Source organism: Microbacterium sp. NPDC064584, from assembly GCF_040687315.1.
Taxonomy (GTDB): Bacteria; Actinomycetota; Actinomycetes; order Actinomycetales; family Microbacteriaceae; genus Microbacterium; species Microbacterium lacus.
In genome coordinates this window covers 534,586-558,994 of sequence record NZ_JBFBMZ010000001.1, presented here as the reverse complement: position 1 = coordinate 558,994, position 24,409 = coordinate 534,586, and the positions used below count along the sequence as shown (strand labels likewise).

General features: G+C 70.8%; 22 protein-coding genes. 19 read left to right on the top strand and 3 right to left on the bottom strand.

Annotated features, from left to right (window positions below; translation table 11 throughout):
* The first annotated feature begins 1 nt into the window (after position 1).
* The gene (gene pucL / locus AB0P18_RS02685) at positions 2-913 is read left to right on the top strand and encodes a factor-independent urate hydroxylase (protein WP_363358782.1); all 912 of its coding nucleotides are present in this window, start codon (positions 2-4) and stop codon (positions 911-913) included.
* A gap of 135 nt (positions 914-1,048) precedes the next feature.
* Positions 1,049-2,452 (top strand): amidohydrolase family protein, encoded by a 1,404-nt coding sequence (locus AB0P18_RS02680; protein ID WP_363358780.1) that lies wholly within the window; start codon positions 1,049-1,051, stop codon positions 2,450-2,452.
* 187 nt (positions 2,453-2,639) lie between these two features.
* Here the strand turns inward: AB0P18_RS02680 and AB0P18_RS02675 are convergent, their stop codons facing one another.
* Positions 2,640-3,161, bottom strand: a complete 522-nt coding sequence (locus tag AB0P18_RS02675; RefSeq protein ID WP_363358778.1) for an adenine phosphoribosyltransferase — start codon at positions 3,159-3,161, stop codon at positions 2,640-2,642.
* A gap of 53 nt (positions 3,162-3,214) precedes the next feature.
* Here AB0P18_RS02675 and AB0P18_RS02670 point away from each other — a divergent pair, with 53 nt between their 5' ends.
* Genes AB0P18_RS02670 through AB0P18_RS02660 form a run of 3 tightly spaced genes read left to right on the top strand, consistent with a single transcriptional unit; the run spans position 3,215 to position 7,191 of the window.
* Positions 3,215-4,903 (top strand): alpha-amylase family glycosyl hydrolase, encoded by a 1,689-nt coding sequence (locus AB0P18_RS02670; RefSeq protein WP_363358776.1) that lies wholly within the window; start codon positions 3,215-3,217, stop codon positions 4,901-4,903.
* Between the two features lie 22 nt (positions 4,904-4,925).
* Positions 4,926-5,945, top strand: coding sequence for a LacI family DNA-binding transcriptional regulator (locus AB0P18_RS02665; protein WP_363358774.1), 1,020 nt, complete (start codon positions 4,926-4,928; stop codon positions 5,943-5,945).
* A 31-nt stretch (positions 5,946-5,976) separates the two neighbouring features.
* A complete protein-coding gene (locus AB0P18_RS02660; RefSeq protein ID WP_344051114.1) occupies positions 5,977-7,191 on the top strand; it encodes an amidohydrolase in 1,215 nt (404 codons plus the stop codon).
* On the opposite strand, the gene AB0P18_RS02655 is transcribed toward AB0P18_RS02660, so the two are convergent.
* A complete protein-coding gene (locus AB0P18_RS02655; RefSeq protein ID WP_363358772.1) occupies positions 7,188-7,829 on the bottom strand; it encodes a hypothetical protein in 642 nt (213 codons plus the stop codon). The two genes, AB0P18_RS02660 and AB0P18_RS02655, sit on opposite strands and share 4 nt — an antisense overlap.
* A 226-nt stretch (positions 7,830-8,055) precedes the next feature.
* Here AB0P18_RS02655 and AB0P18_RS02650 point away from each other — a divergent pair, with 226 nt between their 5' ends.
* The 10 genes from AB0P18_RS02650 (at position 8,056) to AB0P18_RS02605 (ending at position 20,201) form a co-directional block, all read left to right on the top strand.
* On the top strand, positions 8,056-10,146 hold the full coding sequence (locus AB0P18_RS02650) for an APC family permease (RefSeq protein ID WP_363358770.1): 2,091 nt from the start codon (positions 8,056-8,058) through the stop codon (positions 10,144-10,146).
* A gap of 56 nt (positions 10,147-10,202) precedes the next feature.
* A complete protein-coding gene (locus tag AB0P18_RS02645; protein ID WP_363358768.1) occupies positions 10,203-11,051 on the top strand; it encodes a hypothetical protein in 849 nt (282 codons plus the stop codon).
* Between the two features lie 126 nt (positions 11,052-11,177).
* Positions 11,178-11,306 carry a hypothetical protein gene (locus tag AB0P18_RS02640; RefSeq protein ID WP_344051106.1) on the top strand — a complete coding sequence of 43 codons (129 nt, stop codon included), beginning with the start codon at positions 11,178-11,180 and terminating at the stop codon, positions 11,304-11,306.
* Positions 11,303-11,392 (top strand): potassium-transporting ATPase subunit F, encoded by a 90-nt coding sequence (locus AB0P18_RS02635; protein ID WP_344051104.1) that lies wholly within the window; start codon positions 11,303-11,305, stop codon positions 11,390-11,392. The genes AB0P18_RS02640 and AB0P18_RS02635 overlap by 4 nt, the downstream gene beginning before the upstream one ends.
* Complete coding sequence (gene kdpA / locus AB0P18_RS02630; protein ID WP_363358766.1) at positions 11,392-13,077, top strand: potassium-transporting ATPase subunit KdpA; 1,686 nt, start codon at positions 11,392-11,394, stop codon at positions 13,075-13,077. The genes AB0P18_RS02635 and kdpA overlap by 1 nt, the downstream gene beginning before the upstream one ends.
* A 2-nt stretch (positions 13,078-13,079) precedes the next feature.
* On the top strand, positions 13,080-15,236 hold the full coding sequence (gene kdpB, locus AB0P18_RS02625; protein WP_363358765.1) for a potassium-transporting ATPase subunit KdpB: 2,157 nt from the start codon (positions 13,080-13,082) through the stop codon (positions 15,234-15,236).
* 21 nt (positions 15,237-15,257) lie between these two features.
* Positions 15,258-15,869 carry a potassium-transporting ATPase subunit KdpC gene (gene kdpC, locus AB0P18_RS02620; RefSeq protein ID WP_363358763.1) on the top strand — a complete coding sequence of 204 codons (612 nt, stop codon included), beginning with the start codon at positions 15,258-15,260 and terminating at the stop codon, positions 15,867-15,869.
* Positions 15,870-15,880: 11 nt separating this feature from the next.
* Positions 15,881-18,370, top strand: coding sequence for a DUF4118 domain-containing protein (locus AB0P18_RS02615; protein ID WP_363358761.1), 2,490 nt, complete (start codon positions 15,881-15,883; stop codon positions 18,368-18,370).
* The gene (locus tag AB0P18_RS02610; protein ID WP_363358759.1) at positions 18,367-19,044 is read left to right on the top strand and encodes a response regulator; all 678 of its coding nucleotides are present in this window, start codon (positions 18,367-18,369) and stop codon (positions 19,042-19,044) included. The genes AB0P18_RS02615 and AB0P18_RS02610 overlap by 4 nt, the downstream gene beginning before the upstream one ends.
* Before the next feature lie 212 nt (positions 19,045-19,256).
* The gene (locus AB0P18_RS02605; protein WP_363358757.1) at positions 19,257-20,201 is read left to right on the top strand and encodes a hypothetical protein; all 945 of its coding nucleotides are present in this window, start codon (positions 19,257-19,259) and stop codon (positions 20,199-20,201) included.
* A gap of 109 nt (positions 20,202-20,310) precedes the next feature.
* Here AB0P18_RS02605 and AB0P18_RS02600 read toward each other — a convergent pair whose 3' ends face one another.
* Positions 20,311-21,213 carry a TerC family protein gene (locus tag AB0P18_RS02600; RefSeq protein WP_363358755.1) on the bottom strand — a complete coding sequence of 301 codons (903 nt, stop codon included), beginning with the start codon at positions 21,211-21,213 and terminating at the stop codon, positions 20,311-20,313.
* A gap of 176 nt (positions 21,214-21,389) precedes the next feature.
* Between AB0P18_RS02600 and AB0P18_RS02595 the strand changes: the two genes are divergently transcribed.
* From AB0P18_RS02595 to sufU, 4 genes are all read left to right on the top strand, one after another.
* Complete coding sequence (locus AB0P18_RS02595; RefSeq protein ID WP_363358754.1) at positions 21,390-21,815, top strand: hypothetical protein; 426 nt, start codon at positions 21,390-21,392, stop codon at positions 21,813-21,815.
* Positions 21,816-21,865: 50 nt separating this feature from the next.
* Complete coding sequence (locus tag AB0P18_RS02590; protein WP_363358753.1) at positions 21,866-22,444, top strand: hypothetical protein; 579 nt, start codon at positions 21,866-21,868, stop codon at positions 22,442-22,444.
* A 149-nt stretch (positions 22,445-22,593) separates the two neighbouring features.
* A complete protein-coding gene (locus AB0P18_RS02585) occupies positions 22,594-23,886 on the top strand; it encodes a cysteine desulfurase (protein WP_363358752.1) in 1,293 nt (430 codons plus the stop codon).
* On the top strand, positions 23,883-24,347 hold the full coding sequence (gene sufU / locus AB0P18_RS02580) for a Fe-S cluster assembly sulfur transfer protein SufU (protein WP_363358751.1): 465 nt from the start codon (positions 23,883-23,885) through the stop codon (positions 24,345-24,347). Before AB0P18_RS02585 ends, sufU begins: the two co-directional genes overlap by 4 nt.
* The last annotated feature ends 62 nt before the right edge of the window (positions 24,348-24,409 follow it).

The window sequence follows — 24,409 nt, the reverse complement described above, 5'->3', positions numbered from 1 at the left end:
CATGGTGTCCGTGAGCCTGGGGGCCAACAAGTACGGCAAGGCCGAGAACCGGATCGTGCGGATCTACCGCGACACCCCGCGCCACGAGATCGTGGATCTGAACGTCACGTCGCAGCTGCGCGGTGCGGCCCTCGTGGACTCCTATCTGACCGGCGACAACGCGCTCGTGGTCGCGACCGACACCCAGAAGAACACCGCGTTCGCGTTCGCGAAGCAGCACGGCGTGCCGTCGCCCGAGGAGTACCTGCTGGCCCTCGCCGATCACTTCGTGAGCGGGTTCGAGTGGATCGAGGGCGGGCTCTGGCAGGCGGAGCAGTACGAGTGGGAGCGCATCCTCGTGGACGGGCAGCCGCACGACCATTCGTTCGTGCGGCGCGGGCAGGCCACCCGGCTCGCGGCCGTGCAGGTCGTGGACGGGGCGACGCACGTGACGGGCGGCGTGAAAGACCTGACGGTGCTGAAGTCCACGGGAAGCGAGTTCGCCGGCTTCCCCCGCGACCGGTACACGACCCTCGTCGAGACCGATGACCGCATCATGTCGACCTCGGTGACCGGTCGCTGGCGCTACCTCCCCGAAGCGGTCGCGGCGGGGATCGACTACAACACCCTGTACGCCGACGTGTCCGCGGTACTGCTGTCGACGTTCGCGACCGTGCACTCGCTCGCGCTGCAGCAGACGCTGTTCGCGATGGGCAAGGCGGTGATCGAGGCGCGGCCCGAGATCGCCGAGGTGCGGTTCGCGATGCCGAACAAGCACCACTTCCTGTGCGATTTCACGCCGTTCGGCCTGGAGAACCCCGGCGAGGTGTTCTACGCCGCCGACCGACCGTATGGTCTGATCGAGGGCACGATCACCCGCGACGGCGCCGCGCCGGCCCCCGACGCCTGGCTCGACCTGCCCGCTTTCGTCTGACCCGCGCTCGCTCGCTGCCTCCCCTTTTACCGTGAGACGACTTCTGCACGTCGAGACTGTGGGTGAAACCCATCGTCTCGACCTGCAGAAGTCGTCTCAGCGAAATGGGAGCGGAAAGAACTGAGGAGAAGAATCGTGACCGTCTATCGAGGACACGTGGTGCACGTCGCGGGGGCGCCGCAGCTGCCGGACGCGGATGCGGCGCTCGTCTCCGAGCCCGACGGCGCGCTCGCGGTCGACGCGGAGGGACGCATCGCCTACAGCGGTCCGTGGAGCGGGATGCCGGCATCCCTCGCCGCCGACGAGGTCGTGCACACCGATGCCTACCTTCTGCCCGGGTTCGTGGACACCCACGTGCACTACCCGCAGACGTTCACGACCGACGCCTACGGCGGCGGAGAGCTGCTGGAATGGCTCGAGCACTGCGTGTTCCCCGCGGAGTCCCGGCTCGCCGACCCGGCCTTCGCCGACGTCGTCGCGCGTGAGTTCGTGCGGCGGCGGGTTTCAGCCGGCACGACCGCGGCCCTCGTCTTCGGCTCCGCGTTCCCCGAGGCGCAGGACGCGATGTTCTCGAGGACACTGGATGCCGGCCTGCGGGTCGTGAGCGGCCGGGGCATCCAGACCGTCGGCCCGGACAGCGCCGCGGCACTCCTCACGAGCGAGGATGCCGCGATCGGACTCGCGGCCGACGAGATCCAGCGCTGGCATGGAGCGGATGCCGCGGGGCCGGCATCCGACCCCCGTCGAGCGCTCGCGCAGGTGGCGCTCGTCCCGCGGTTCAGTCTGTCGGTCACCCGCGAGACCCTCGGGCGCCTGGGGGACCTGTACGCCGACGTGCGGGAGCGAGGCGTCTACTTCCACTCGCACCTGAACGAGAACGACCGGCCGGGAGACGGCGAGATCGCGGCGGTGCGGGCGCTGTACGACGTGGACGCGTACCTCGACACCTACGACGGTCGGTGCCTGCCGGGGTCGGCCACGAGCGGCGAGAGCCTGCTCGGACGCCGGTCGATCCTCGCGCACGCCGTTCACTGCACCGAGCGCGAACTGCACCGGCTCGCCGAGACGGGCTCGTCGATCGCGCACTGCCCGACCTCCCAGCTCTTCCTCGGCAGCGGCACGATGCCGTGGCGGCGGACCGCGGCCTCCGGCGTCACGATCGCGATGGGCACCGACGTCGGCGCCGGGGACGAATGGCTCATCCCGCGCGTGCTGAACGATGCGTACAAGGTGCACATGAGCGAGGAGGGTGAGGCTGCCGTCGCCCTCGGCCCCGTACAGCTGCTGTTCCTCGGAACCCTCGCCGGTGCCCGCGCGCTCGATCAGGAGGACGCGTTCGGCAACCTCGACGCGGGCAAGGACGCGGACTTCGTGATCATCGACCCCGCGGCGCAGCCGGGCTTCGCGGTCTCGCTCGAGGCCGCGGCCGCGGGCGGCATCCGTTCAGAGCTGTTCACGCTGCTCATGGGCATGCGCGAGCAGGCGATCACCGGCGTCTTCGTGCGCGGGCGGCGCGTGGCCGCACCCGATCCCGCCTGACCGAGGTCCCCACCCCGCCTGACCGAGAGCCCCACCCCGCCTGGCCTGACCGAGATCAGGAGTTTCGGCGGACACAGGTGACTCTGCGGCCCGATCATCCTGTTGCCGCCGAACCTCCTGTTCCGGCGCGGCCCGGTCCGGTGCGGTGGCCGCGGCGATCAGGCAGGCGTTCTGAGCCGTGGACGCGTCAGGCGGTGAAGACCGTGTGCACGTCGTGCACGAGCGCGCGGCCGCCGAGCGCTTCGAGCTCCATGAGCACCGCGGTGCCCACCACGACGACGCCGAGCTCGGCGAACAGCTCGTGCGCGGCGGCCAGGGTGCCGCCGGTGGCGAGCACGTCGTCCACGAGCAGCACGCGCGTACCGGGCGCGAGGTCGTCGTGCACCTCGATCGTCGCGCGGCCGTACTCCAGGGCGTACGAAACGGATGCCGCAGGCCTCGGCAGCTTGCCCGCCTTGCGCACCGGAACCATGCCCACGCCCGCGACCGTCGCCGCAGCCCCCGCCAGCAGGAAGCCGCGCGCCTCGACACCGGCGACGACATCGAAGCCGCCGTCGAAGGGCTCGATCAGCGCGTCGATCACGGCGCGCAGCGCCCCCGCGTCGGCCAGGAGCGGCGTGATGTCGCGGAAGAGCACGCCGGGCTCGGGGTAGTCCGGCACGGTGCGGATGAGCGATTCGGCGTGGGCGAGGGCATCGGCGGAAGGCACCCGCCCACCCTAGCCGCGTGGGGTTATGCAAGCGCTTCCACTATTCTGGAGCGATGTCCTCCCCCCACATCGCCGAGCACCCGTTCGCCCTGACCTCCCGACCGGGAGCCGAGTGGTGGCGTTCCGCCGTGATCTACCAGATCTATCCGCGGTCCTTCGCCGACAGCACCGGTGACGGCATCGGCGACCTGCCCGGCGTCACCGCCCACCTGGACGATCTCGTCCAGCTCGGCGTGGACGCCGTGTGGCTCAGCCCGTTCCAGCGTTCTCCGCAGAAGGACGCCGGCTACGACGTCGCCGACTACTGCGACGTCGACCCGCTGTTCGGCACACTGTCTGACTTCGACACCATGCTCCACGCGGCGCACGAGCGCGGCATCCGCATCATCGTCGACCTCGTCCCGAACCACTCGTCCGACCAGCACGAGTGGTTCCAGCAGGCCCTCGCCGCCGCGCCCGGCAGCGCCGAGCGCGCCCGCTACATGTTCCGCGACGGAACGGGCGAGAATGGCGAGCTGCCCCCGAACAACTGGGAGTCGGTCTTCGGCGGCCCCGCGTGGACGCGCGTGACGGAAGCCGACGGGACGCCGGGCCAGTGGTACCTGCACCTGTTCGACACGTCCCAGCCCGACTTCGACTGGTCCAACGAAGAGGTGCGCGAGGAGTTCCGCCGCATCCTCCGCTTCTGGCTCGACCGCGGAGTCGACGGGTTCCGCGTCGACGTCGCCCACGGCCTGATCAAGAAGCCCGGACTGCCCGACTACGTGCCGCCGGCGGACGCCGACTCGATGGGCGGCGGCGAGCGCGATGTGCCGTACTGGGGGCAGCCGGCCGTGCACGACGTGTACCGCGACTGGCACGTGCTGCTGGAGGAGTACGCGGGCGACCGTGCGCTCTGCGCCGAAGCGTGGCGCCCGACCGCGGACGAGACTGCGCTGTGGGTGCGTCCGGACGAGATGCACCAGGCGTTCAACTTCCCCTACCTCGAGACGGCGTGGGATGCCGAGGCCCTGCGCCCCGTGATCGCCGAGTCGCTGCGCGCGTACTCCGCCGTCGGTGCCCCGACCACGTGGGTGCTCTCCAACCACGACGTCGTCCGCCACGCGTCGCGCCTCGCGCTGACCGCGGAGAACCCGCAGGGTCACGGCATCGGACCCCGCTCACCGGGCAAGCCGATCGCGGACGTCGGGCTGCGCCGCGCGCGTGCCGCCTCCAGCGTCATGCTCGCGCTGCCCGGTTCGGCCTACATCTTCCAGGGCGAGGAGCTCGGCCTTCCTGAGGCCGTCGACCTCCCCGACGCCGCACGTCAGGACCCGACGTGGTTCCGCACCGCCGGCGAACGGTACGGGCGAGACGGATGCCGCGTCCCGGTGCCGTGGAACTCGCAGGCTCCGGCGTACGGGTTCAGCCCGACCGGCGAGTCGTGGCTGCCGCAGCCGGCGTCGTGGGGTGTTCTCGCGCGCGACCTGCAGGTGGACGACCCGTCCTCGACCCTGTCCCTGTACCGGGCGCTGCTCGCGGCGCGTCGCGAGCACCGGCTCGGCGCCGGCACCCTCGAGTGGGTCGACGGGTACCCCGCGCACGTCCTGGCCTTCCGCAACGGCGACGTGACGGTGATCGCGAACACCGGTTCCGAGGCGATCGGGCTGCCGCGCGGTACCGTGATCGCGGCGAGCGGGGAGCTCACCGACGGCGCACTGCCGGCCGACACGGCGATCTGGCTCGTCTCGGCCGAGAGCTGAGCGGCCGGGAGAGGGGGACGACGTGGTCAGCATCGATGAGGTCGCGCGCACGGCGGGCGTCTCGACGGCCACCGTCTCCCGCGCCCTGAGCGGCCGCGGTCACGTCTCGGTCGCGACGCGCGCCCGCGTCGAGAGCGCGGCGAAGTCGCTCGGCTACGTCGTGTCCTCGTCCGCATCGAGCCTGGCCTCCGGGCGGACCCGCAACATCGGGGTGCTCGTGCCGTTCCTGGACCGGTGGTTCTTCAGCACCGTCCTCAGCGGCACGGCCTCCGCGCTCATGCGCCGCGGCTACGACATCACGCTGTACAACCTGACCGCCGACCGCGAGCAGCGGCGGGACGTGTTCGAGACGTTCCTGCGCCGGCAGCGGGTGGACGGCGTGATCGCGATCTCGATCGAGCTCGGCGACGAGGAGACCGAGCGCCTGCGCGAGCTCGACCTGCCCGTCATCGCGATCGGCGGTCCGAATCCGCGGCTGACGACCCTCACGGTCGACGACGTCGCGGTCGCGCGGCTGGCCACCGAGCACCTGATCGGGCTCGGCCATCGCGAGATCGCGCACATCGGCGCGAGCCCGGAGTTCGACGTCGACTTCCACATCCCCACCCATCGTCGACTCGGGTTCGAGCAGGCGCTGCGGGATGCCGGCATCCCGCCCCGCCCCTCGCTGTACGAGCCCGCCGACTTCACGATCGAGGGCGGATTCCGCGCCGCCAAGCAGCTGCTCGGCCGACCGGGCGAGCACCCCACCGCGATCTTCGCGGCGTCCGACGAGATGGCGATCGGTGCGCTGCTCGCCGCCCGTGAACTCGGGTATCGCGTCCCCGAGGACCTCTCCGTCGTCGGGATCGACGGCCACGAGCTCGGCGAGTTCTTCCGCCTCACCACGGTCGACCAGTTCCCGCACGGGCAGGGCGAGCGCGCCGCCGACGCGATCCTCGACGAACTCGAGGCCGCCGCGGCCGGGAACCCGACCGAGGAGCCGCGGCACTTGCCGTACGAGCTCATCGTCAGAGGCACGACGGCTCGATTGGACCGCTGAGCCGGAAGGGCGCGCGGCTAGGCTCGACGCCATGACCATCGACCTCGAAGCGCTCTACATCGATCTGCACCGGCATCCCGAACTGTCCTTCCAGGAGACCCGCACCGCGGGTGTCGTGACTGCGCACCTGGATCGACTGGGCATCGAGTACGAAGAGGGCATCGGCAAGACGGGCATCGCGGCGGTCATCCGCAACGGCGACGGACCGGTCGTCTGGCTGCGGGCCGACATGGACGCACTGCCGGTCAAGGAGCTCACCGGGCTCGAGTACGCCAGTACCGCGCGCGGCACCGACCCGGCCGGCAACGACGTGCCGGTCATGCACGCGTGCGGTCACGACCTGCACGTGACGTCCCTGATCGGTGCCCTCGAGCGACTGGTCGCCACCACGGACGAGTGGTCCGGCACGATCGTCGCGGTCTTCCAGCCCGCCGAGGAGTACGGCGCCGGATCGCAGGCCATGATCGCCGACGGTGTGCTCGACCGCTTCCCGCGACCGGACATCGTCCTCGGGCAGCACGTCACACCGCTCCCCGCCGGAACGATCGGGGTGCGTCCGGGCACGCAGATGGCGGCATCCGACGGCCTGACCGTCACCCTGCTGGGTCGCGGCGGCCACGGCTCGCGCCCGCACTCCACGATCGACCCGGTCGTGATGGCTGCCGCCACCGTGATGCGGCTGCAGACGATCGTCTCGCGCGAGGTGGACCCCCGCGACGTCGCGGTCGTCACGGTCGGCTCGATCCACGCGGGACTGAAGAACAACATCATCCCGGCCGAGGCGAAGCTCGAGCTGAGCCTGCGCTACCCCGACGATGAGGCCCGCGCACGGGTGCTGGAGAAGGTGGAGCGCGTCGTCCGCGCCGAAGCGCAGGCCTCGGGCGCCGAGGAGGAGCCGGTGATCGCGGTCGACCACTCCTTGCCCCCGACGATCAACGACGTCCACGCGACCGCTCGGCTCACGCTCGCGTTCGACAACGCGTTCGGCGAGGGCACGGTGATCGACCCCGGCATGTTCACCGGCAGCGAAGACGTGTCGTGGTTCGCCCGCGAAGCCGGCGTCCCGCTCGTCTTCTGGTTCTGGGGCGGGGTGGACCCGCAGACCTTCGCCGCCGCGAAGGCGGGCGGCACGATCGACCGCGACATCCCGACGAACCACTCGCCGTTCTTCGCGCCGGTGATCCACCCCACGCTCGAGCGCGGCGTGGACGCCCTCGTCGTCGCCGCCCGCGAGTTCCTCGGCTAGGGGCGGCGGGACCCGCTCTCGGGCGCGGCCGGCACCGCCGTCGTGCCGGGGTCTCGCGCGTCTTCGACGCGCATCCCGCTCAGGATGCCGGGCATCCCGCGTCCGCGTGCGGTGGCGAACACGAGCACGAGGCTCGTCAGCGCGAACGCCGACGCGAGCAGTGCCCACGGGCCGGGCAGGGCGCCCAGGAGCAGCCAGCCGCCGACCCCGCCCGCCCATCGGAGGACGCGCGCGACCGGAGTCGGGACACGCCCGCCGCGATAGCGCAGCTGGACGGCCAGGTCCCCGACCGAACGTCCGGTCGCCAGGATCAGGACGAGCCACGCGAGCACCGGGATCGCGGTGGCGAGCGTGTCCGCGAGCGTGCCCTCCCGCACGGCTTCCTGGTCGCCGACCACGAACTGCAGCCAGAGCTGCGTCGACGTGCCCACGAGCACGACGGTGACGGCCGCCGCGAGCCCGTCGCACAGCATCCCGATCAGACGTCGTCCCCGCGTGACAGGCCGCGGCTCGTCGGCGTCCTCGGAGCGGGCCATGCCCCGGTGCCGCGCGGGCACGACGAACGACAGGATCGATCCCACGACGGCGCCGAGCGTGTTCGTCCAGATCGCGAGGAATAGATCAGCGCCGCCGCCCACAGCAGCGACCGGCCGAGAGTGAGGCCGCCGCGACGGCGGTAGCTGATCGCGACGAAAGGCACGAAGAGGATGACACCGACGACCGCGCCGAGCACGATCGCGAGCAGTCCGGAGGTGATCTGGTCCGACACCGGCCCAGTTTAGGGATCGCGGGACCGTAAAGATTTCGTCAGGATGGGTCCTCCGGTCCGTCCTCACGACTTCCTGACGAGTAACATCGCACGCCGTGACCACTGACAGTCGCGAGCCCGGCGCCGAATCGCCGATCGCCAAACGCCTGCTCCTGGGCGACCCGCTCACGTCGGAGAAACTCGACGAGCAGCTGCTGCCCAAGAAGATGGCGTTGCCGATCTTCGCCTCCGACGCGCTGAGCTCGGTCGCGTACGCCCCGCAGGAACTGCTGATGATCCTGCTGATCGGCGGTACGGCGTTCCTCGCCTTCAGTCCCTGGGTGGCGACGGCGGTCGTGATCCTCCTGATCGTGGTCGTGGCCAGCTACCGGCAGCTGATCAAGGCGTACCCCTCGGGCGGTGGAGACTACGAAGTCGCGTCGAAGAACCTCGGCGAGGTACCCGGCGTCGTCGTGGCGTCGGCGCTGCTCGTGGACTACGTCCTCACCGTGGCCGTCTCGGTCTCCTCGGGTGTGGACAACATCATCTCCGCGGTCCCCGAACTGAATCCGCTCCGCGTCGAGCTCGCGATCGGCTTCGTGATCCTGATCGTGATCGTGAACCTGCGGGGCGTCCGCGAGGCGTCGCTGGTCTTCGCGATACCCACGTACGTCTTTATCGGCTCCGTCATCGTGATGGTCGTCGTGGGCCTCACCCGCACTGCGCTCGGCGATGCGCCGGTCGCCTCGAGCGCGCAGTACGGCGTCGAACCGGAGAGCCTCACGCAGGTGGCGGTCATCCTGCTCGTCCTGCGCGCGTTCTCCAGCGGCTGCTCGGCACTGACCGGCGTGGAGGCCGTCTCGAACGGCGTCCCGGCGTTCCGCCGCCCGAAGGTCCGCAACGCGCAGACGACGCTGACACTCATGGGCGGCATCGCGATCCTGATGTTCGCGGGTCTGACGGTGCTCGCGCTCGTCGCGAACGTGCACTACGCCGAGAACCCGTGCCACCTCATCGGGTTCGACTGCGAGAACACCCCGCAGCCGAGCCTGATGGCCCAGGTGTCCGCGGCGACGTTCGGGATGGGGTCGATCCCGTTCTACATCGTGCAGGCGGCGACCGCCTGCGTTCTGCTCCTCGCGGCCAACACCGCCTTCAACGGCTTCCCGCTGCTCGGCTCGGTGCTGGCCCGCGACGGATACGCCCCGAAGGCGCTGAACACCCGTGGTGACCGGCTCGTGTTCTCCAACGGCATGATCATCCTCGGCATCGCCGCGATCGGCGTACTCGTGGTCTACCAGGCCGATCTGACGACCCTCATCCAGCTCTACATCATCGGCGTCTTCGTGTCGTTCTCCCTCGGACAGGTCGGGATGGTCCGACACTGGCGGCGGACGCTGCGCGAGCTTCACGTCGCGCCGCCGGACGACGAGGACGGCACGCGGACGGCGGAGGAACGCCGCTCGGCCCGCACGGGTCTCGTGATCAATTCCGTCGGCGCGGCGATGACGGTGTCGGTCCTGGTGATCGTCACCGTGACGAAGTTCACGCACGGCGCATGGCTCGTCTTCATCGCCATCCCGATCCTCGCGACCCTCATGATCGGCGTGCACCGCTACTACCGCGACGTCGAGGCCGAGATCGAACCGGACGATCGGACCCACTTCGGAGCAGAGGGCGACGTGGCGATCGTGCTCGTCGGCAAACTCCAGAAGCCGGTGATCAAGGCACTCGACTACGCTCTGGCTGCTCGTCACGAGCACACTCTCGCGGTGCACATCGCCGTCAGCCAGGCCGAGTCCGACCTCCTGCAGAAGCAGTGGGCCGAGCACGACATCCCGGTCCAACTGGTCATCGTCGAATCGCCCTACCGTACGTTCGCGAGCCCGGTCGCACAGTTCATCAAGCAATGGCGTGAGAAGCACGGCTCCTCCGTCGTGACCGTCTACCTGCCGCAGTACATCGTCGGTCACTGGTGGGAGTCGTTCCTGCACAACCGGCGCGCCCGGCGCATCGCGAACCAGCTCATGCTCGTGCACGGGGTCTCGATCACGCTCGTGCCCTGGCTGCTGGACTCGTCCGAGCTCATCTACGGGCGCCGCTCGCGACCGCTGCCCGGCCAGGAGCGCGCGGGCCTGCCGTCAGCACAACCCGCGCATCACCCGCGGGCGACGCGGCCGGCCGGGCCCCCCGACGTCGCCTCCTGACGGATCACCCGTTCCGGGCGTCCCGGCACGGAGCCGCCGGCTCCTAGACTGCCCCCGTGACCCCTGACGACCCGCGCCCGAGCGTGCTCGCGCGCGGGTGGTGGTGGGCCCAGGACTACGCGTACGCCGCCCTCCGCCAGGCCGCGATCGTCGGAGCGCCCTGGCGTCTGGGGCGGCCGCGGCCCGAACCACGATCGTGGCGCGACGGGTCCGCAGAGTTGGCGGAGGTCATCCTGCTCCCGGGCGTGTACGAGCACTGGACGTTCCTCCGACCCCTCGGGGACGCGCTCAGCGCAGCGGGACATCGCGTCCGCGTCGTGCACGGACTCGGCATGAACCGGCGCGGCGTCGCGGAGACCTCCGGACGCCTCGGCCGAGCGCTGGCTGCACGCCCCGCGGGACCTGCCGGACGCGTGATCGTGGCGCACAGCAAGGGCGGGCTGATCGGCAAGCACCTGCTCGTGACCTCTGGGGCGGCGCACGCGGCGGCCGCCGAAGCCGCCGCCGGCGGCGACCCCGCGGATGCCGCCGCCCGCGCGCCCGCACCGGCGTCGTCCCCGCCCGAGAGCGGATCCGCCGCCGGCGGCGCGCCGCTCGGACTCCTCGGACTCGTCGCCGTGTGCACGCCGTTCCACGGGTCCCCCTTGGCCGGCCTGTTCTTCGTGCCCAGCATCCGCGCGTTCCTTCCCGAGGACGAGACGATCGTGATGCTCGGCCGCGACGAATCGGTCAACGGCCGCATCGTCTCGGTCTTCGGCCGCTTCGACCCGCACATCCCGAACGGCAGCGCGCTGGACGGCGCGACGAACGTGATCGTTCCCGCACAGGGCCATTTCGCAGTCCTCGGGTCGCCGTACACGCACGCCGCTGTCCTGGACGGCGTGCGGATGCTCTCCGCGGGCTGATCCGGCCGTATGGCCTTCGTGCGGATGCCGCACGCGGCCGTATGGGAACCGTGAGGGTCGCCGCGACGGGGCTGCCGGCGGTGTTGAGTCGGTGATCGTGCCTCGCACCGAGGCACCCGCACACCGGTGCGGACACCCGATCGGCGTTCAGGCGCCCCAGGAGTTCCCGACATGCTCGATGTCATCTACGTCGCCGCCACGCTCGCGCTGTTCGCGCTCGTCGGCCTGATCGCCAAGGCGGTGGAAAGACTGTGACGGTCTTCTCGCTCATCGCCGCCCTGCTCGGGGTCGCGGCCGTCGTCTACCTCGTCGTCGCGCTCGTGAAGCCGGAGAAGTTCTGATGACGGACACGGCTTCTCTCTGGCTCGGCGTCCTGCAGATCGCGACGGTCGTCCTCGTTCTCGTCCTGCTCTACCGTCCGCTCGGGGACTGGATCGCCGGAATCTTCACATCCGAGAAGGACTGGGCGCCCGAGCGCGGCGTGTACCGCCTCATCGGCGTCGACGCCCGCTCCGAGCAGACCGCGCCGGCGTACACGCGCGGCGTGCTCGTCTTCTCCGCGGTCGGCGTGCTGTTCGTCTACGCCCTGCAGCGCCTCCAGGCGGTGCTTCCGTACTCGCTCGACCTGCCGCCGGTTCCGGAAGGGCTCGCGTTCAACACCGCGGTGTCCTTCGTCACGAACACGAACTGGCAGTCGTACTCGCCCGAACTGACGCTCGGCTACACGGTGCAGCTCGCGGGACTGGCGGTGCAGAACTTCGTCTCCGCCGCCGTCGGCATCGCCGTCGCGGTCGCGCTCGTGCGCGGCTTCGCCCGACACGGCGCGGCCACGATCGGCAACTTCTGGGTCGACCTGCTGCGGACGGTCACCCGCCTTCTGCTGCCCCTGTCGATCCTCGCCGCGATCGCCCTCGTGATCGCCGGAGTCGTGCAGAACTTCACCGGCTTCACCGAGGTCGGCACGATCACGGGTGGCACGCAGGTGCTCCCCGGTGGTCCGGTCGCCTCGCAGGAGGCGATCAAGGAGCTCGGCACGAACGGAGGTGGCTTCTTCAACGCGAACTCCGCGCACCCCTTCGAGAATCCGACGCCCTGGACGAACGTCCTGGAGATCCTCCTCCTGCTCGCGATCCCGGTCGCGATGCCGCGCGCCTTCGGTCGCATGGTGGGCGATGACCGCCAGGGCTACGCGATCCTCGCGGCCATGACCGTGATCGCGATCGCCTCGATCACCGCTGTGACGTGGCTCGAGACCCTCGGTCAGGGCACAGCTCCCCAGCTGGCGGGTGCCGCGATGGAGGGCAAGGAGCAGAGGTTCGGCATCCTCGGATCGACCCTGTTCGCCGGAGCGACCACCCTGACCTCGACGGGCGCGGTCAACTCGATGCACGACTCGTACACGGCGCTCGGTGGCATGATCCCGATGGTCAACATGATGCTCGGCGAGATCGCACCCGGCGGTGTCGGCTCGGGTCTGTACGGCATGCTCGTCCTCGCCGTGATCGCGGTGTTCGTCGGCGGCCTTCTCGTCGGCCGCACGCCGGAGTACCTCGGCAAGAAGATCGGTCCGACGCAGATCAAGCTCGCGAGCCTGTACATCCTCGTCACGCCGATCCTCGTGCTCACCGGCACGGCGCTGAGCTTCGCAATCCCCGCGATCCGCGCCGACATGGAGGCGACCTCGATCTGGAACCCCGGCGTGCACGGACTGAGCGAAGTGCTGTACGCGTTCACCTCGGCGGCCAACAACAACGGATCGGCCTTCGCCGGGCTCACCGCCAACACCCCCTGGCTCAACACGGCGCTCGGGGTCGCGATGCTCCTCGGCCGGTTCATCCCGATCGTCCTCGTGCTCGCCCTGGCCGGAACGCTCGCCGCTCAGCAGAAAGTTCCTGCGACCGCCGGCACGCTCCCCACCTCCCGGCCGCAGTTCGTGGGTCTGCTCACCGTCGTCGCGGTCGTCATCACCGCACTCACCTATTTCCCCGTTCTCACGCTGGGTCCCCTGGCGGAAGGTCTCGTCTGATCATGTCCACATCCACCCTCACCCCCGTCCACGGCTCCGTGCCGCCGTCGTCGACGTCCCCGTCCCGTTCGTTCGGGTGGGCGCAGCTCGTGACCGCGCTGCCCGGCGCGCTGCGCAAGCTCAACCCCGCCGCGCTCTGGCGCAACCCCGTCATGTTCCTGGTGTGGGTGGGCGCGGCACTGACCACCGCGATCGCGATCGCCGAGCCCTTCCTCGGCGGCGCCGAAGCCTCGGGCGGCACCGCCGTCCCGTTCGGCTTCACGTGGGGCATCGCCGTCTGGCTCTGGCTCACGGTGCTCTTTGCGAACCTCGCCGAATCCGTCGCCGAAGGCCGCGGCAAGGCGCAGGCCGCGTCACTGCGCCAGACCCGTACGAGCACGACCGCCCGGCGGGTGGAGGGCTACGACGCTCAGGCCGACGCCGCCGCCGAGCGGGCCGCCGTGCACGATGTGTCCTCCGCCGAGCTCGCGCTCGGCGACGTCGTCATCGTCACGGCCGGTGAACTGATCCCGGGGGACGGCGACATCGTGCAGGGCATCGCCACAGTGGACGAATCGGCCATCACCGGAGAGTCCGCGCCGGTCGTGCGCGAATCCGGCGGCGACCGGTCGGCGGTCACGGGCGGCACCCGTGTGCTGTCGGACCGCATCGTCGTGCGGATCACGTCCAAGCCCGGCGAGACGTTCGTGGACCGCATGATCGCGCTCGTCGAGGGCGCCGCACGCCAGCGCACCCCCAACGAGATCGCGCTCAACATCCTGCTCGCGAGCCTGTCGATCGTGTTCGTGATCGTGGTGCTCACGCTCAACCCGATCGCCTCGTACGCCGCGTCCCCCGTGTCGATCCCGGTCCTGATCGCCCTGCTCGTGTGCCTCATCCCGACCACGATCGGGGCCCTGCTGTCGGCGATCGGCATCGCCGGGATGGACCGGCTCGTGCAGCGCAACGTCCTCGCGATGTCCGGACGCGCGGTCGAGGCGGCGGGAGATGTCACGACCCTGCTCCTGGACAAGACCGGGACGATCACGTACGGCAACCGCCGCGCTTCGGATTTCGTCGCGATGCCCGACGTCGACGCGGACGAGCTCGCGCGCGCGGCGGCGCTGTCCTCGCTCGCGGACCCGACCCCCGAGGGCGTGTCCGTGATCGAGCTGGCCGCGGTGCGCGGCATCCGTGTCACCGAGCCCGCCGGCGCCGCCTCGGTGCCCTTCACCGCCCAGACCCGCATGAGCGGTGTCGATCTCGCGGACGGCGTGCAGGTGCGCAAGGGCGCGGGGTCGGCCGTCCTCGCCTGGCTCGACTCGTCCGGCGCCCCGGTCCCGGCCGATACGCGCGCACAACTCCTGCAGAACACCGAGGCGATCGCGCAGTCCGGCGGAACTCCCCTGGTCGTGGCGACGCTCGACGCGCAGAAAGCAGGAGTTGTGCTCGGGGTGATCCACCTGAAGGACATCGTGAAGGAGGGCCTGCGCGACCGTTTCGCCGAGCTGCGCGCCATGGGCATCCGCACGGTCATGATCACGGGCGACAACCCGCTGACCGCCGCGGCGATCGCGAAGGAGGCGGGCGTCGACGACTACCTCGCCGAAGCGACCCCCGAGGACAAGCTCGCCCTGATCACGCGCGAGCAGGAGGGCGGCAACCTCGTCGCGATGACCGGCGACGGCACGAACGACGCGCCGGCCCTCGCGCAGGCGGACGTCGGCGTGGCGATGAACACGGGCACATCGGCCGCGAAGGAGGCCGGCAACATGGTCGACCTCGACAGCGATCCGACCAAGCTCATCGACATCGTCCGGATCGGCAAGCAGCTGCTGATCACCCGGGGCGCTCTCACGACGTTCTCGCTCGCGAACGACATCGCGAAGTACTTCGCGATCATCCCCGCGATGTTCATGGGGATCTTCCCCGGACTCGCGGCGCTGAACATCATGCAGCTCAGCTCGCCGGCCTCCGCCGTCACGAGCGCGATCATCTTCAACGCCCTCGTCATCATCGTGCTCATCCCGCTCGCCCTTCGCGGCGTGAAATACCGCCCGGCGAGCGCGTCGCAGATCCTGAGTCGCAACCTCGCGATCTACGGGCTCGGCGGCATCATCGCCCCCTTCATCGGCATCAAGCTCATCGACCTCGTCGTGAGCCTCATCCCGGGCTTCTGAGCCCCGACCTCGGAGAACACCGTGTCCACCACCCGCTCCACCGTCCGCACCGCCGGCGTCGCCGTCCGCGCGATGCTCGTCTTCACCCTCGTCCTCGGGATCGGCTACACGGCCCTCGTCACCGCGATCGGTCAGCTCGCACTGCCCTGGCAGGCGAACGGCTCCCTCGTGACGGATGCGGAGGGCACGCCTGTCGGCAGCGCGCTCATCGGCCAGTCGTTCACCGATGCCGACGGCGCCGCGCTCCCCGAGTACTTCCAGTCCCGCCCGTCGGCGGCCGGCGACGGCTACGACGGGGGCGCCTCGAGCGGCTCCAACTGGGGGCCGGAGAACGCGGACCTGATCGAGGCGATCCGACAGCGTCAGGCGGCGATCGCCGAGCTCGAGGGGGTCGAGGTGTCCGAGATCCCGGCCGACGCGGTGACGGCCTCCGGCTCAGGACTGGACCCGCACATCAGTCCGTCGTACGCCCTGCTGCAGGTGCCGCGCGTCGCGGCCGAGCGCGGCATCCCCGAGTCGGACGTCCGCGATCTCGTCGCGTCTATGATCCAGTCACGGGACCTCGGATACCTCGGGGAGCCCCGTGTGAACGTGCTCGAGCTCAATCTGGCGCTCGACCGGCTGCAGAACTGAGGGACCTTCCGATGAAGCGCGGGCGACTGCGGGTGCTGCTGGGCGCGGCGCCGGGTGTCGGCAAGACCTATGCGATGCTCGAAGAGGGCAGGCGCCTCCTCGCAGACGGCACGGACGTCGTGATCGCCGTGGTCGAGACGCACGGCCGTGCGGCGACGGCCGCTCTCGTCGAAGGACTCCCGATCGTGCCCCGCCGTTCCGTCGCGCACCGCGGCGTCGAGCTGAGCGAGATGGACCTCGATGCGGTCCTCGCGCGCGCGCCGCGGGTGGCGCTCGTCGATGAGCTCGCGCACACGAACGTCCCCGGTTCGGCGCACGAGAAGCGCTGGCAGGACGTGCAGCAGATCCTGGATGCCGGCATCGACGTCATCACGACCGTCAACGTCCAGCACATCGAGTCGCTCAACGACGTCGTCGAGCAGATCACCGGCGTCACGCAGCGCGAGACGGTGCCGGATGCCGTCGTCCGGGCCGCCGACCAGGTCGAGGTGATCGACCTCGCGCCCCAGTCGCTGCGCGACCGCCTCGCGGCCGGTGTCGTCTACCCGGCCGAGCGCATCGACGCCGCGCTGTCGAACTACTTCCGGCTCGGCAATCTCACGGCGCTGCGCGAGCTCGCCCTGCTGTGGCTCGCGGACGAGGTCGACAGCGCGCTGCGCACGTACCGGGCCGAGCAGGGCATCAGCGGCACGTGGCAGGCGCGCGAGCGCGTCGTGGTGGCGCTGACCGGCGGGCCGGAGGGCGAGACGCTCCTGCGGCGCGGCGCGCGCATCGCCGCGCGATCGGCCGGCGGTGAGCTGCTCGCCGTCCACGTCTCCAGTCAGGACGGGCTGCGCGCCGCCGCACCCGGCGCGCTGGCCGCGCAGCGGGAGCTGATCGAGTCGCTCGGCGGCACATACCACCAGGTCGTCGGCGATGACATCCCGCGGGCGCTCGTGGACTTCGCCCGTTCGGTGAACGCGACGCAGCTCGTGATCGGCGTGAGTCGACGGGGGCGGCTGAAGGCAGCGCTGACCGGCCCCGGCATCGGCGCCACGGTGATCCGCGAGTCCGGTGACATCGACGTCCACATCGTCACCCATTCCGCGGCGGGGGGCCGCTTCGCCCTGCCGCGGGTGACCGGCGGTGCGCTCAGCCGTCAGCGCGTCGTGCTCGGCTTCGTGGTCGCCCTCGTCGGCGGACCGCTCCTGACCTGGCTGCTGTACGTGTCCCGGACTCCCGAGTCGATCACTTCGGACGTGCTGGCCTTCCAGCTGCTCGTCGTGATCGTCGCCCTGACCGGCGGGATCTGGCCGGCGCTGTTCGCCGCCGTGCTGTCGGGCCTCACTCTGGACTACCTGTTCGTCGCCCCGCAGTTCACGGTCGAGATCTCCGACCCCCTGCATCTGTGGGCCCTGTTCCTCTACGTCATCATCGCCGCGCTGGTGAGCTACATCGTCGACCAGGCCGCCCGCCGGGCCCGCGTCGCGCACCGCGCCACCGCGGAGGCCGAGCTGCTCGCGAGCGTCGCGGGCAGCATCCTGCGCGGCGAGAGCGCGGTGCCCGCCCTCATCGCCCGCACGCGCGAGGCGTTCGGGATGAGCGGCGTCCGCCTCACGGCCGCGGACGGCACGGTCCTCGCCACCGACGGCGAGCCGGTGCGCGACAACCGCTTCACGTCGATCCCGATCGGCGAGCCGTCCCGCGCGACCCTCGAGCTGCACGGAGGTCCGCTCGACGCCTCCGAGCGCCGCCTGCTCGACGTGATCGTCGCGCAGCTCGGCGCCGCACTCGAGCGCACCGACCTGACCGCGACCGCGCGTGAAGCCGGCGCCCTCGCCGAGACCGACCAGGTGCGCAGTGCCCTGCTCTCCGCGGTCAGCCACGACCTGCGCCGACCGCTCGCGGCGGCCGTCGCCGCGGTCGGGGGCCTGCGGAACCTCGACGAGAACCTCTCACCCGAGGATCGCCGCGAGCTGCTGGAGACCGCGGACGAGAGCCTCACGACCCTGTCCACGCTGGTCACCGACCTGCTCGACGTGAGTCGGGTGCAGGCGGGTGTGCTCGCCGTGTCGCTCCGGCCGGTGGATGCCGCCGACGTGGTGCTCGCGGCGGTCGAGGAGCTCGGCCTCGGACCGTCCTCGGTCGACCTGGCGCTGGACCGCGATCTTCCGCCCGTGCACGCGGATCCGGTGCTCCTGCAGCGCGTGGTCGTCAACGTGCTCGCGAACGCGCACCGTCACTCGCCGACCGGCATCCCGGTGCGGGTCAGCACCAGTCGGCTGGGCGGCAGCGCCCAATTGCGGATCATCGACCACGGCCCCGGCATCCCGATCGACCGTCGCGACGACGTGTTCGCGCCGTTCCAGCGCCTCGGCGACACCGACAATGCGACCGGTCTGGGACTCGGTCTGGCATTGTCGAAGGGATTCAGCGAGGGCATGGGCGGAGCCCTCACTCCCGAAGACACCCCCGGCGGAGGACTGACCATGGTGATCGAGCTCCCCTTGGCAGTCTCGTGAAGATCCTCATCGCCGACGACGACCCGCAGCTCGTCCGCGCGCTGCGCATCACCCTCGCCGCGCACGGCTACGACGTGATCGCCGCGTCCGACGGTGCGGCCGCGGTCGCGATGGCCGCGCAGTCGCACCCCGACATGGTGCTGCTCGACCTCGGGATGCCGCGCCTGAACGGCGTGGAGGTGATCGAGGCGCTGCGCGGGTGGAGCTCGGCCCCGATCATCGTGGTGTCGGGCCGCACGGGTTCTGCGGACAAAGTCGAGGCCCTGGATGCCGGCGCCGACGACTACGTCACCAAGCCGTTCCAGATCGACGAGCTCCTCGCACGGCTGCGCGCCCTGTCGCGCCGGGCCGGATCCGGCACCGGAGAGCCCGCGGTGACGTTCGGCGATGTCACGGTCGACCTGGCGGCCAAGTCGGTCTCGCGCGCCGGAGCGCGCGTGCACGTCACTCCGACCGAGTGGCGGATGCTGGAGTTCCTCGCCCGCAACCCCGGTGCCCTCGTCACCCGGCAGACGCTGCTGAAGGAGATCTGGGCCAGCGATCAGGTGAGCGACTCCGGTTACCTGCGGCTGTACATGTCGCAGCTGCGCAAGAAGCTCGAGGCCGATCCCGCGCATCCCCGGCACCTGCTCACCGAGTCGGGCATGGGGTACCGGCTGGTCCTCGCGCCCTGAGCCGCGGCATCCGCTCGTCGCCTGCTGCATTTTCCGGCGACCGCTGCGTCGATCGGTGCAGCGCCCGCGGGAAGGTGGCGCAAGCGGATGCCGAACCGGGGTTTCCTCCCCAGGTGGGGTGGTCGGCCGGGGAGTCCACCACCGGGGCGGGCAGGCATCGGCACGGTCGAGGGGCGCGGCATCCTGAGCGGATGTGGATGAACGAGCCTCCGATGACCACGGTGTTCCGCCGCCGCGAGAACGACGGCGAGCCGGCGAACGACCGGCGGCTGCGAGCGCGCCTGGCCGGCGGCGACCTCGTGCGCATCGCGCCCGGCGCGTTCGTCACACGCGCGGACTGGGAGGCGCTCTCGCCGATGGCCCGCCACGCCCAGCGCGTGTGGGAAGCCGCAGCCCGCGCCCGCTCCGAACTGGTGATCTCGCATGCCGCGGCAGCGGCGCTGTACGGCATCGACCGGATCGGCCCGTGGCCGGAGCGGATCGACGTCAGCACCGGGATCAGCTCGGGCGGCCGGTCCAGCGGACAGTTCCGCCGGCGCGGCCGAGGGGACATCGCACATGTCGTCGGCGTCCCGTGGCAGCGCCACAGCGTCACGACACCCCTCCAGACCGCTGTCGACCTGAGTGCCGACAGCAGGTTCCTCGACGGCGTCGTGGCCCTCGACCAGGCGCTGTGGTCGAAGCGGGCGGCAGGAGCGCTCGTGAGCGGAGCCGCACTCGATGAACACGTCGGCGGAATGTCCGGGAGGGGATGCGCCCGAGCTGCGCGCGCCGCCGGCTTCGCCACGAGTCTGGCCGACAGCGTGCGCGAGTCGCAGAGCCGCGTCCTGATCGGGATGCTGGGATTCCCGGCCCCGGAACTGCAGGCACGCTTCGTCCTGTCGAACGGGCGCGATGCGTTCACCGACTTCTTCTGGCGCGACCATCGCCACATCGGCGAGTTCGACGGTGCGGGGAAGTATCGCGACCCTCACCTGCTGCGAGGCCGCACGCCCGAGGAGATCCTGCTGGCGGAGAAGGACCGCGAAGACGACCTGCGTCGGCAGGTGCGTGCGTTCTCGCGCTGGCGCCTGCCCGCGCTGCGCTCACCACGCGCGCTCTACGACATCCTCCACGGCGCCGGGCTGCCGACCACTCGCCCGCGGCCGGGGCGGTGAGGCGCGGCATCCGCTCGTCGCCTGCTGCAGTTTCAGGCGAACGCTGCGTCGATCGGCGCCGCACCTGCAGGAAAGTGCCGCGGGCGGATGCCGGACGCCCGGCGCGAGGTCAGCCGAGACCCGCGCGCTCGTCCGCCGGCGCCGAGGCGCCCGAGACCGGCTTGCGCGAAAGACCGACGGCACCGGCATCCGGCCCCTTCGACAGCGCCGCGGACACGGCGACCGACTCGTCGACGTCGGGGTACTGGGGGCGCAGGCGCACGGCGTGCTGCTCCTTCTGCTCGCGCTTGGCCTTGCGGGCGGCGTAGATGAGGTTCAGCGCCTCGACGAGGATCGCGAACGCCATCGGCGCATAGATCAGAGCCTTGTCGATCTTGATGCCGAAGCCCTCCGCGATGAGGAAGACACCGATCAGCAGCAGGAACGACAGCGCCAGCATCTTCACGGTGGGGTGCTTGTTCACGAACGCGAAGATGAAGCGCGACGCGAAGAGCATGATGCCGAACGAGAGCACGACGACCGTGATGATCACGATGAGGTTCTCGGTCATGCCGACCGCCGTGATGACGGAGTCGAGCGAGAAGACGATGTCCAGCAGCAGGATCTGGGTGATCACCGACGCGAACGTGATCTGGGCGACCTTCTTGCCGCTGCCGCCGTGGTCCTCCTCGGCGCCCTCGAGCTTGTGGTGGATCTCGGTCACCGCCTTGTAGACGAGGAACAACCCACCGGCGATGAGGATGAAGTCCTTCCACGAGAAGCCCATGCCGAACAGGACGACGATGTCTTCCTTGAGCGTGATGATCCAGCCTGCGAAGAACACCAGGATCACGCGGATGAGCATCGCGAGCGTGAGGCCGAGGTTGCGCGCCTTGGCCTGCTGCTCCTTCGGGAGCTTGGAGGCCAGGATCGAGATGAAGATGACGTTGTCGACGCCGAGCACGATCTCGAGCACGAACAGGGTCAGGAACACCGCGACGAGGTCGGGGGTGAAAGCGAAGGAGAAGTCCACGTCGCCATCGTAGGGGCGGGGTGCGCGTGAGCACGCCGTAGGTGTTCGGTCGACGCTCGTTCGCATTGCGTGAGGACGCGTGATCTCGGATCGTGCGCGTGCGAGAACGGACTCATGCACACCACATCGCACGCGCCCACAACCCCGGGCTCTCTGCTCGCCCGGGAGGCGAGCGCATGACCCTCACGCAAATCATGCCCACCCTGCGCCGGAGCATCCCCGACCCGCTCCACGCCCGCTCCTTGCCAGAGCACACCTCCGCGACCGTCGATGACGTCGTGATCGTCGTCTCGGTCACCGACGTCGTCGACACCCCCGCGGGACGGGTCGTGCTGGTCGATGGGGACCTGTCGGACGCTGCGGCGAACTGGCACCAGTCGCGTCTGATCGGCAGGGTCTCGACGGCAGCCGCTGCCGAATGCTCGGTGCTCACCGCGTCCGCGACGACGATGACCGGGCCCGGCACGCGTGCCGAGCTCCCCGCAGACCTGCGCCGCGGCGACCTCCTGGCGATCCCGTGCGCCCGTGCGGTGACTCTGCACGACATCCGCCCTTCGACGCCCGCTCAGGCGCGGAGGTCGCCCCGGACGAACTCCGCCTGATGCCTTTCCTGTTCTCGGCGCCGCATCTTCCCCCTCAGGAGCTCGAAGTCATGACCATCCTCAACAGCATCGCCCTCTCGAACGCGTCGCTCGATGCGGCCACGGCTGCCTGCTGGCCCACTGGCACGACCCACACCGAGCGTGACGTGCTCGTCCGCGGGGTGCCGCTGAGCGCCGTGGCATCCGTGGACGGGACCCCCTTCGTGCGTGTCGGACAGGCCAGGACCTGGCATCCCCGTCACCGCGGGGCCGAGCGTCCGCTGACGATCGTGGTCACCCGGGTCGAGCACGTCGACCATCTCGGGCTCTTCCAGCGCCCGGACGTGTGGGTCGACGCGGCTCTCGGCGGGCGACAGATCGAGACCGTCCGGGTCATCGGTCGGCCCAGCGCCGCCCGCCGGCGCCGGGTCAGGCTGCTCACCGAGGGCGCGCCCGGCGACATCGCCCGATTGGACATCCCCGCGGATGTGCACGAGGGCGATCTCCTCGCGATCGCGTGCGTCGGCGCCCTCCCGTTGAGCGGCGTCTCGCGGCGCTCCGACCGGACGCCCAGGAAGGACGCACCGCCCGTCCCACCGGTGCGCACCGCAGACGACGACCTGCCCTTCACCGGGCGCTGCGGACGCTAGCCGCGCGCATCGGCACGGTTCGGGGCGCGCCACGTCCGTTGGGGCGCGCGACACGCGCCTGAACGGAGCGGAGGCGTCCCGAACCCGATGCGATCGACCGTCGACACCGCGCCAGCCCGCGCCGACGCGTGGGCGCGTAGCCTGGAACGGTGACCCCCTCGACCGAAATCCCGACGACGCTGGACGCCCGGGCGCTGCGTGAGGACTTCCCGATCCTCCGGCGCCAGGTCGACGGCCACCCGCTCGTGTACCTCGACTCCGCCGCGACGAGCCAGAAGCCGCGCGCGGTGATCGAGGCCGAGGTCGACTTCCTCACGAATGCGAACGCCGCCGTGCACCGCGGCGCACACACCCTCGCGGCCGAGGCGACGGAGCTGTTCGAGGACGCGCGGGCGACCGTGGCCGGATTCGTCGGGGCGGATGCCGAGCAGATCGTCTGGACGAGCGGGGCGACCGCCGGGCTGAACCTCGTCGCCTACGCGGTCGGCAACGCCACGCTCGGGCGCGGCGCCCCGGCGAGCGCGCGCTTCGCGCTGCGGCCCGGCGATGAGATCGTGCTGACCGAGATCGAGCACCACGCGAACCTCGTGCCGTGGCAGGAGCTCGCCGCGCGCACCGGCGCGGTGCTGCGCCATATCCCCGTGCACGATGACGGCCGGCTGGATCTGGATGCCGCGGCATCCGTCATCGGAGAGCGCACGCGCATCGTCGCCTTCACACACGTCTCCAATGTGCTGGGCATCGTCAATCCGGTCGCCGAGCTCGTCGCCCTCGCTCGGCGCGTCGGTGCCGTCACCGTGCTCGACGCGTGCCAGTCCGCGCCGCACCTGGCGCTCGACCTGCCCGATCTCGGCGTGGACCTCGCGGTCTTCTCCGGCCACAAGATGCTCGGGCCGTACGGGATCGGCGGCCTGTACGGGCGCGCGGACGTCCTCGAGGCACTCCCCCCGTTCCTGACCGGCGGGTCGATGATCACGCGGGTGGGCCTGGACTCCAGCGAGTACCTGCCGCCGCCGCAGCGCTTCGAGGCGGGCACGCAGCCGGTGTCGCAGGCGATCGGCCTCGCCGCGGCGGTCCGCTACCTCGGAGGAGTGGGGATGGATGCCGTGCACGCCCACGAGGGCGCGCTCGGCGCCCGCCTGCTCGATGGGCTCCGCGGGATCGACGGCGTGCGCATCCTCGGCGATGCACCCGGCGCCGAGCGTGTGGGGTTGGCGGCGTTCGACGTCGACGGCGTGCACGCGCACGATGTGGGGCAGTTCCTGGACTCCCGGGGCATCGCGGTGCGCGTCGGGCACCACTGCGCCGCTCCGCTGCACGCGCGCTTCGGCCTGACCGCCTCGGTGCGCGCGTCGGCCGCGCTCTACAACACCGAAGACGACGTCGACGTCTTCCTCGACGCGCTGTCGCACGTGCGCCCGTTCTTCGGAGTCGGCGCGTGAGCGGGCTCGAGTCGCTGTACCAGGAGCTCATCCTCGAGCACTCCAAGCGGCCGCACGGCAAGGGCATCGCCGACGAGGATGCCGCAGACCTGCGCACCGCGACCTCGCACCAGCGCAACCCGATCTGCGGCGACGAGATCACCCTCCGCGTGCGGGTGAACCCCGACGACACCGTTCACGACATCACGTGGGACGGAGCCGGCTGCTCGATCTCGCAGGCCTCCGCCTCGATGCTCGCGGTGCTCGTCGACGACCGCGAAGGCGGGCTCACCCGCGCGCAGGCGACCGAGCTGATCGACGGCTTCCGCACCGCGCTGCGCTCGCGCGGCACGATCCCGATCGACGAGGAGACCTACGGCGACGCCGAGGCGCTCAGCGGCGTCTCGAAGTACACCGCGCGCGTGAAGTGCGCGATGCTCGCGTGGGTCGCGTTCGAGGACGCCCTGGCCCGCGCGTCCTGACGCCGGCCGCGGGCGTCTCTTCTCCCCGTGAGACGACAACTGCACGTCGAAACCATGGGGTT

What these genes read in the sequence shown, in the direction of transcription:
- pucL (WP_363358782.1), top strand. Translation starts at nt 2, where the DNA reads ATGGTGTCCGTGAGCCTGGGGGCCAACAAGTACGGCAAGGCCGAGAAC.
- AB0P18_RS02670 (WP_363358776.1), top strand. Translation starts at nt 3,215, where the DNA reads ATGTCCTCCCCCCACATCGCCGAGCACCCGTTCGCCCTGACCTCCCGA.
- AB0P18_RS02660 (WP_344051114.1), top strand. Translation starts at nt 5,977, where the DNA reads ATGACCATCGACCTCGAAGCGCTCTACATCGATCTGCACCGGCATCCC.
- kdpA (WP_363358766.1), top strand. Translation starts at nt 11,392, where the DNA reads ATGACGGACACGGCTTCTCTCTGGCTCGGCGTCCTGCAGATCGCGACG.
- kdpB (WP_363358765.1), top strand. Translation starts at nt 13,080, where the DNA reads ATGTCCACATCCACCCTCACCCCCGTCCACGGCTCCGTGCCGCCGTCG.
- AB0P18_RS02615 (WP_363358761.1), top strand. Translation starts at nt 15,881, where the DNA reads ATGAAGCGCGGGCGACTGCGGGTGCTGCTGGGCGCGGCGCCGGGTGTC.
- AB0P18_RS02605 (WP_363358757.1), top strand. Translation starts at nt 19,257, where the DNA reads ATGACCACGGTGTTCCGCCGCCGCGAGAACGACGGCGAGCCGGCGAAC.
- AB0P18_RS02595 (WP_363358754.1), top strand. Translation starts at nt 21,390, where the DNA reads ATGACCCTCACGCAAATCATGCCCACCCTGCGCCGGAGCATCCCCGAC.
- AB0P18_RS02590 (WP_363358753.1), top strand. Translation starts at nt 21,866, where the DNA reads ATGACCATCCTCAACAGCATCGCCCTCTCGAACGCGTCGCTCGATGCG.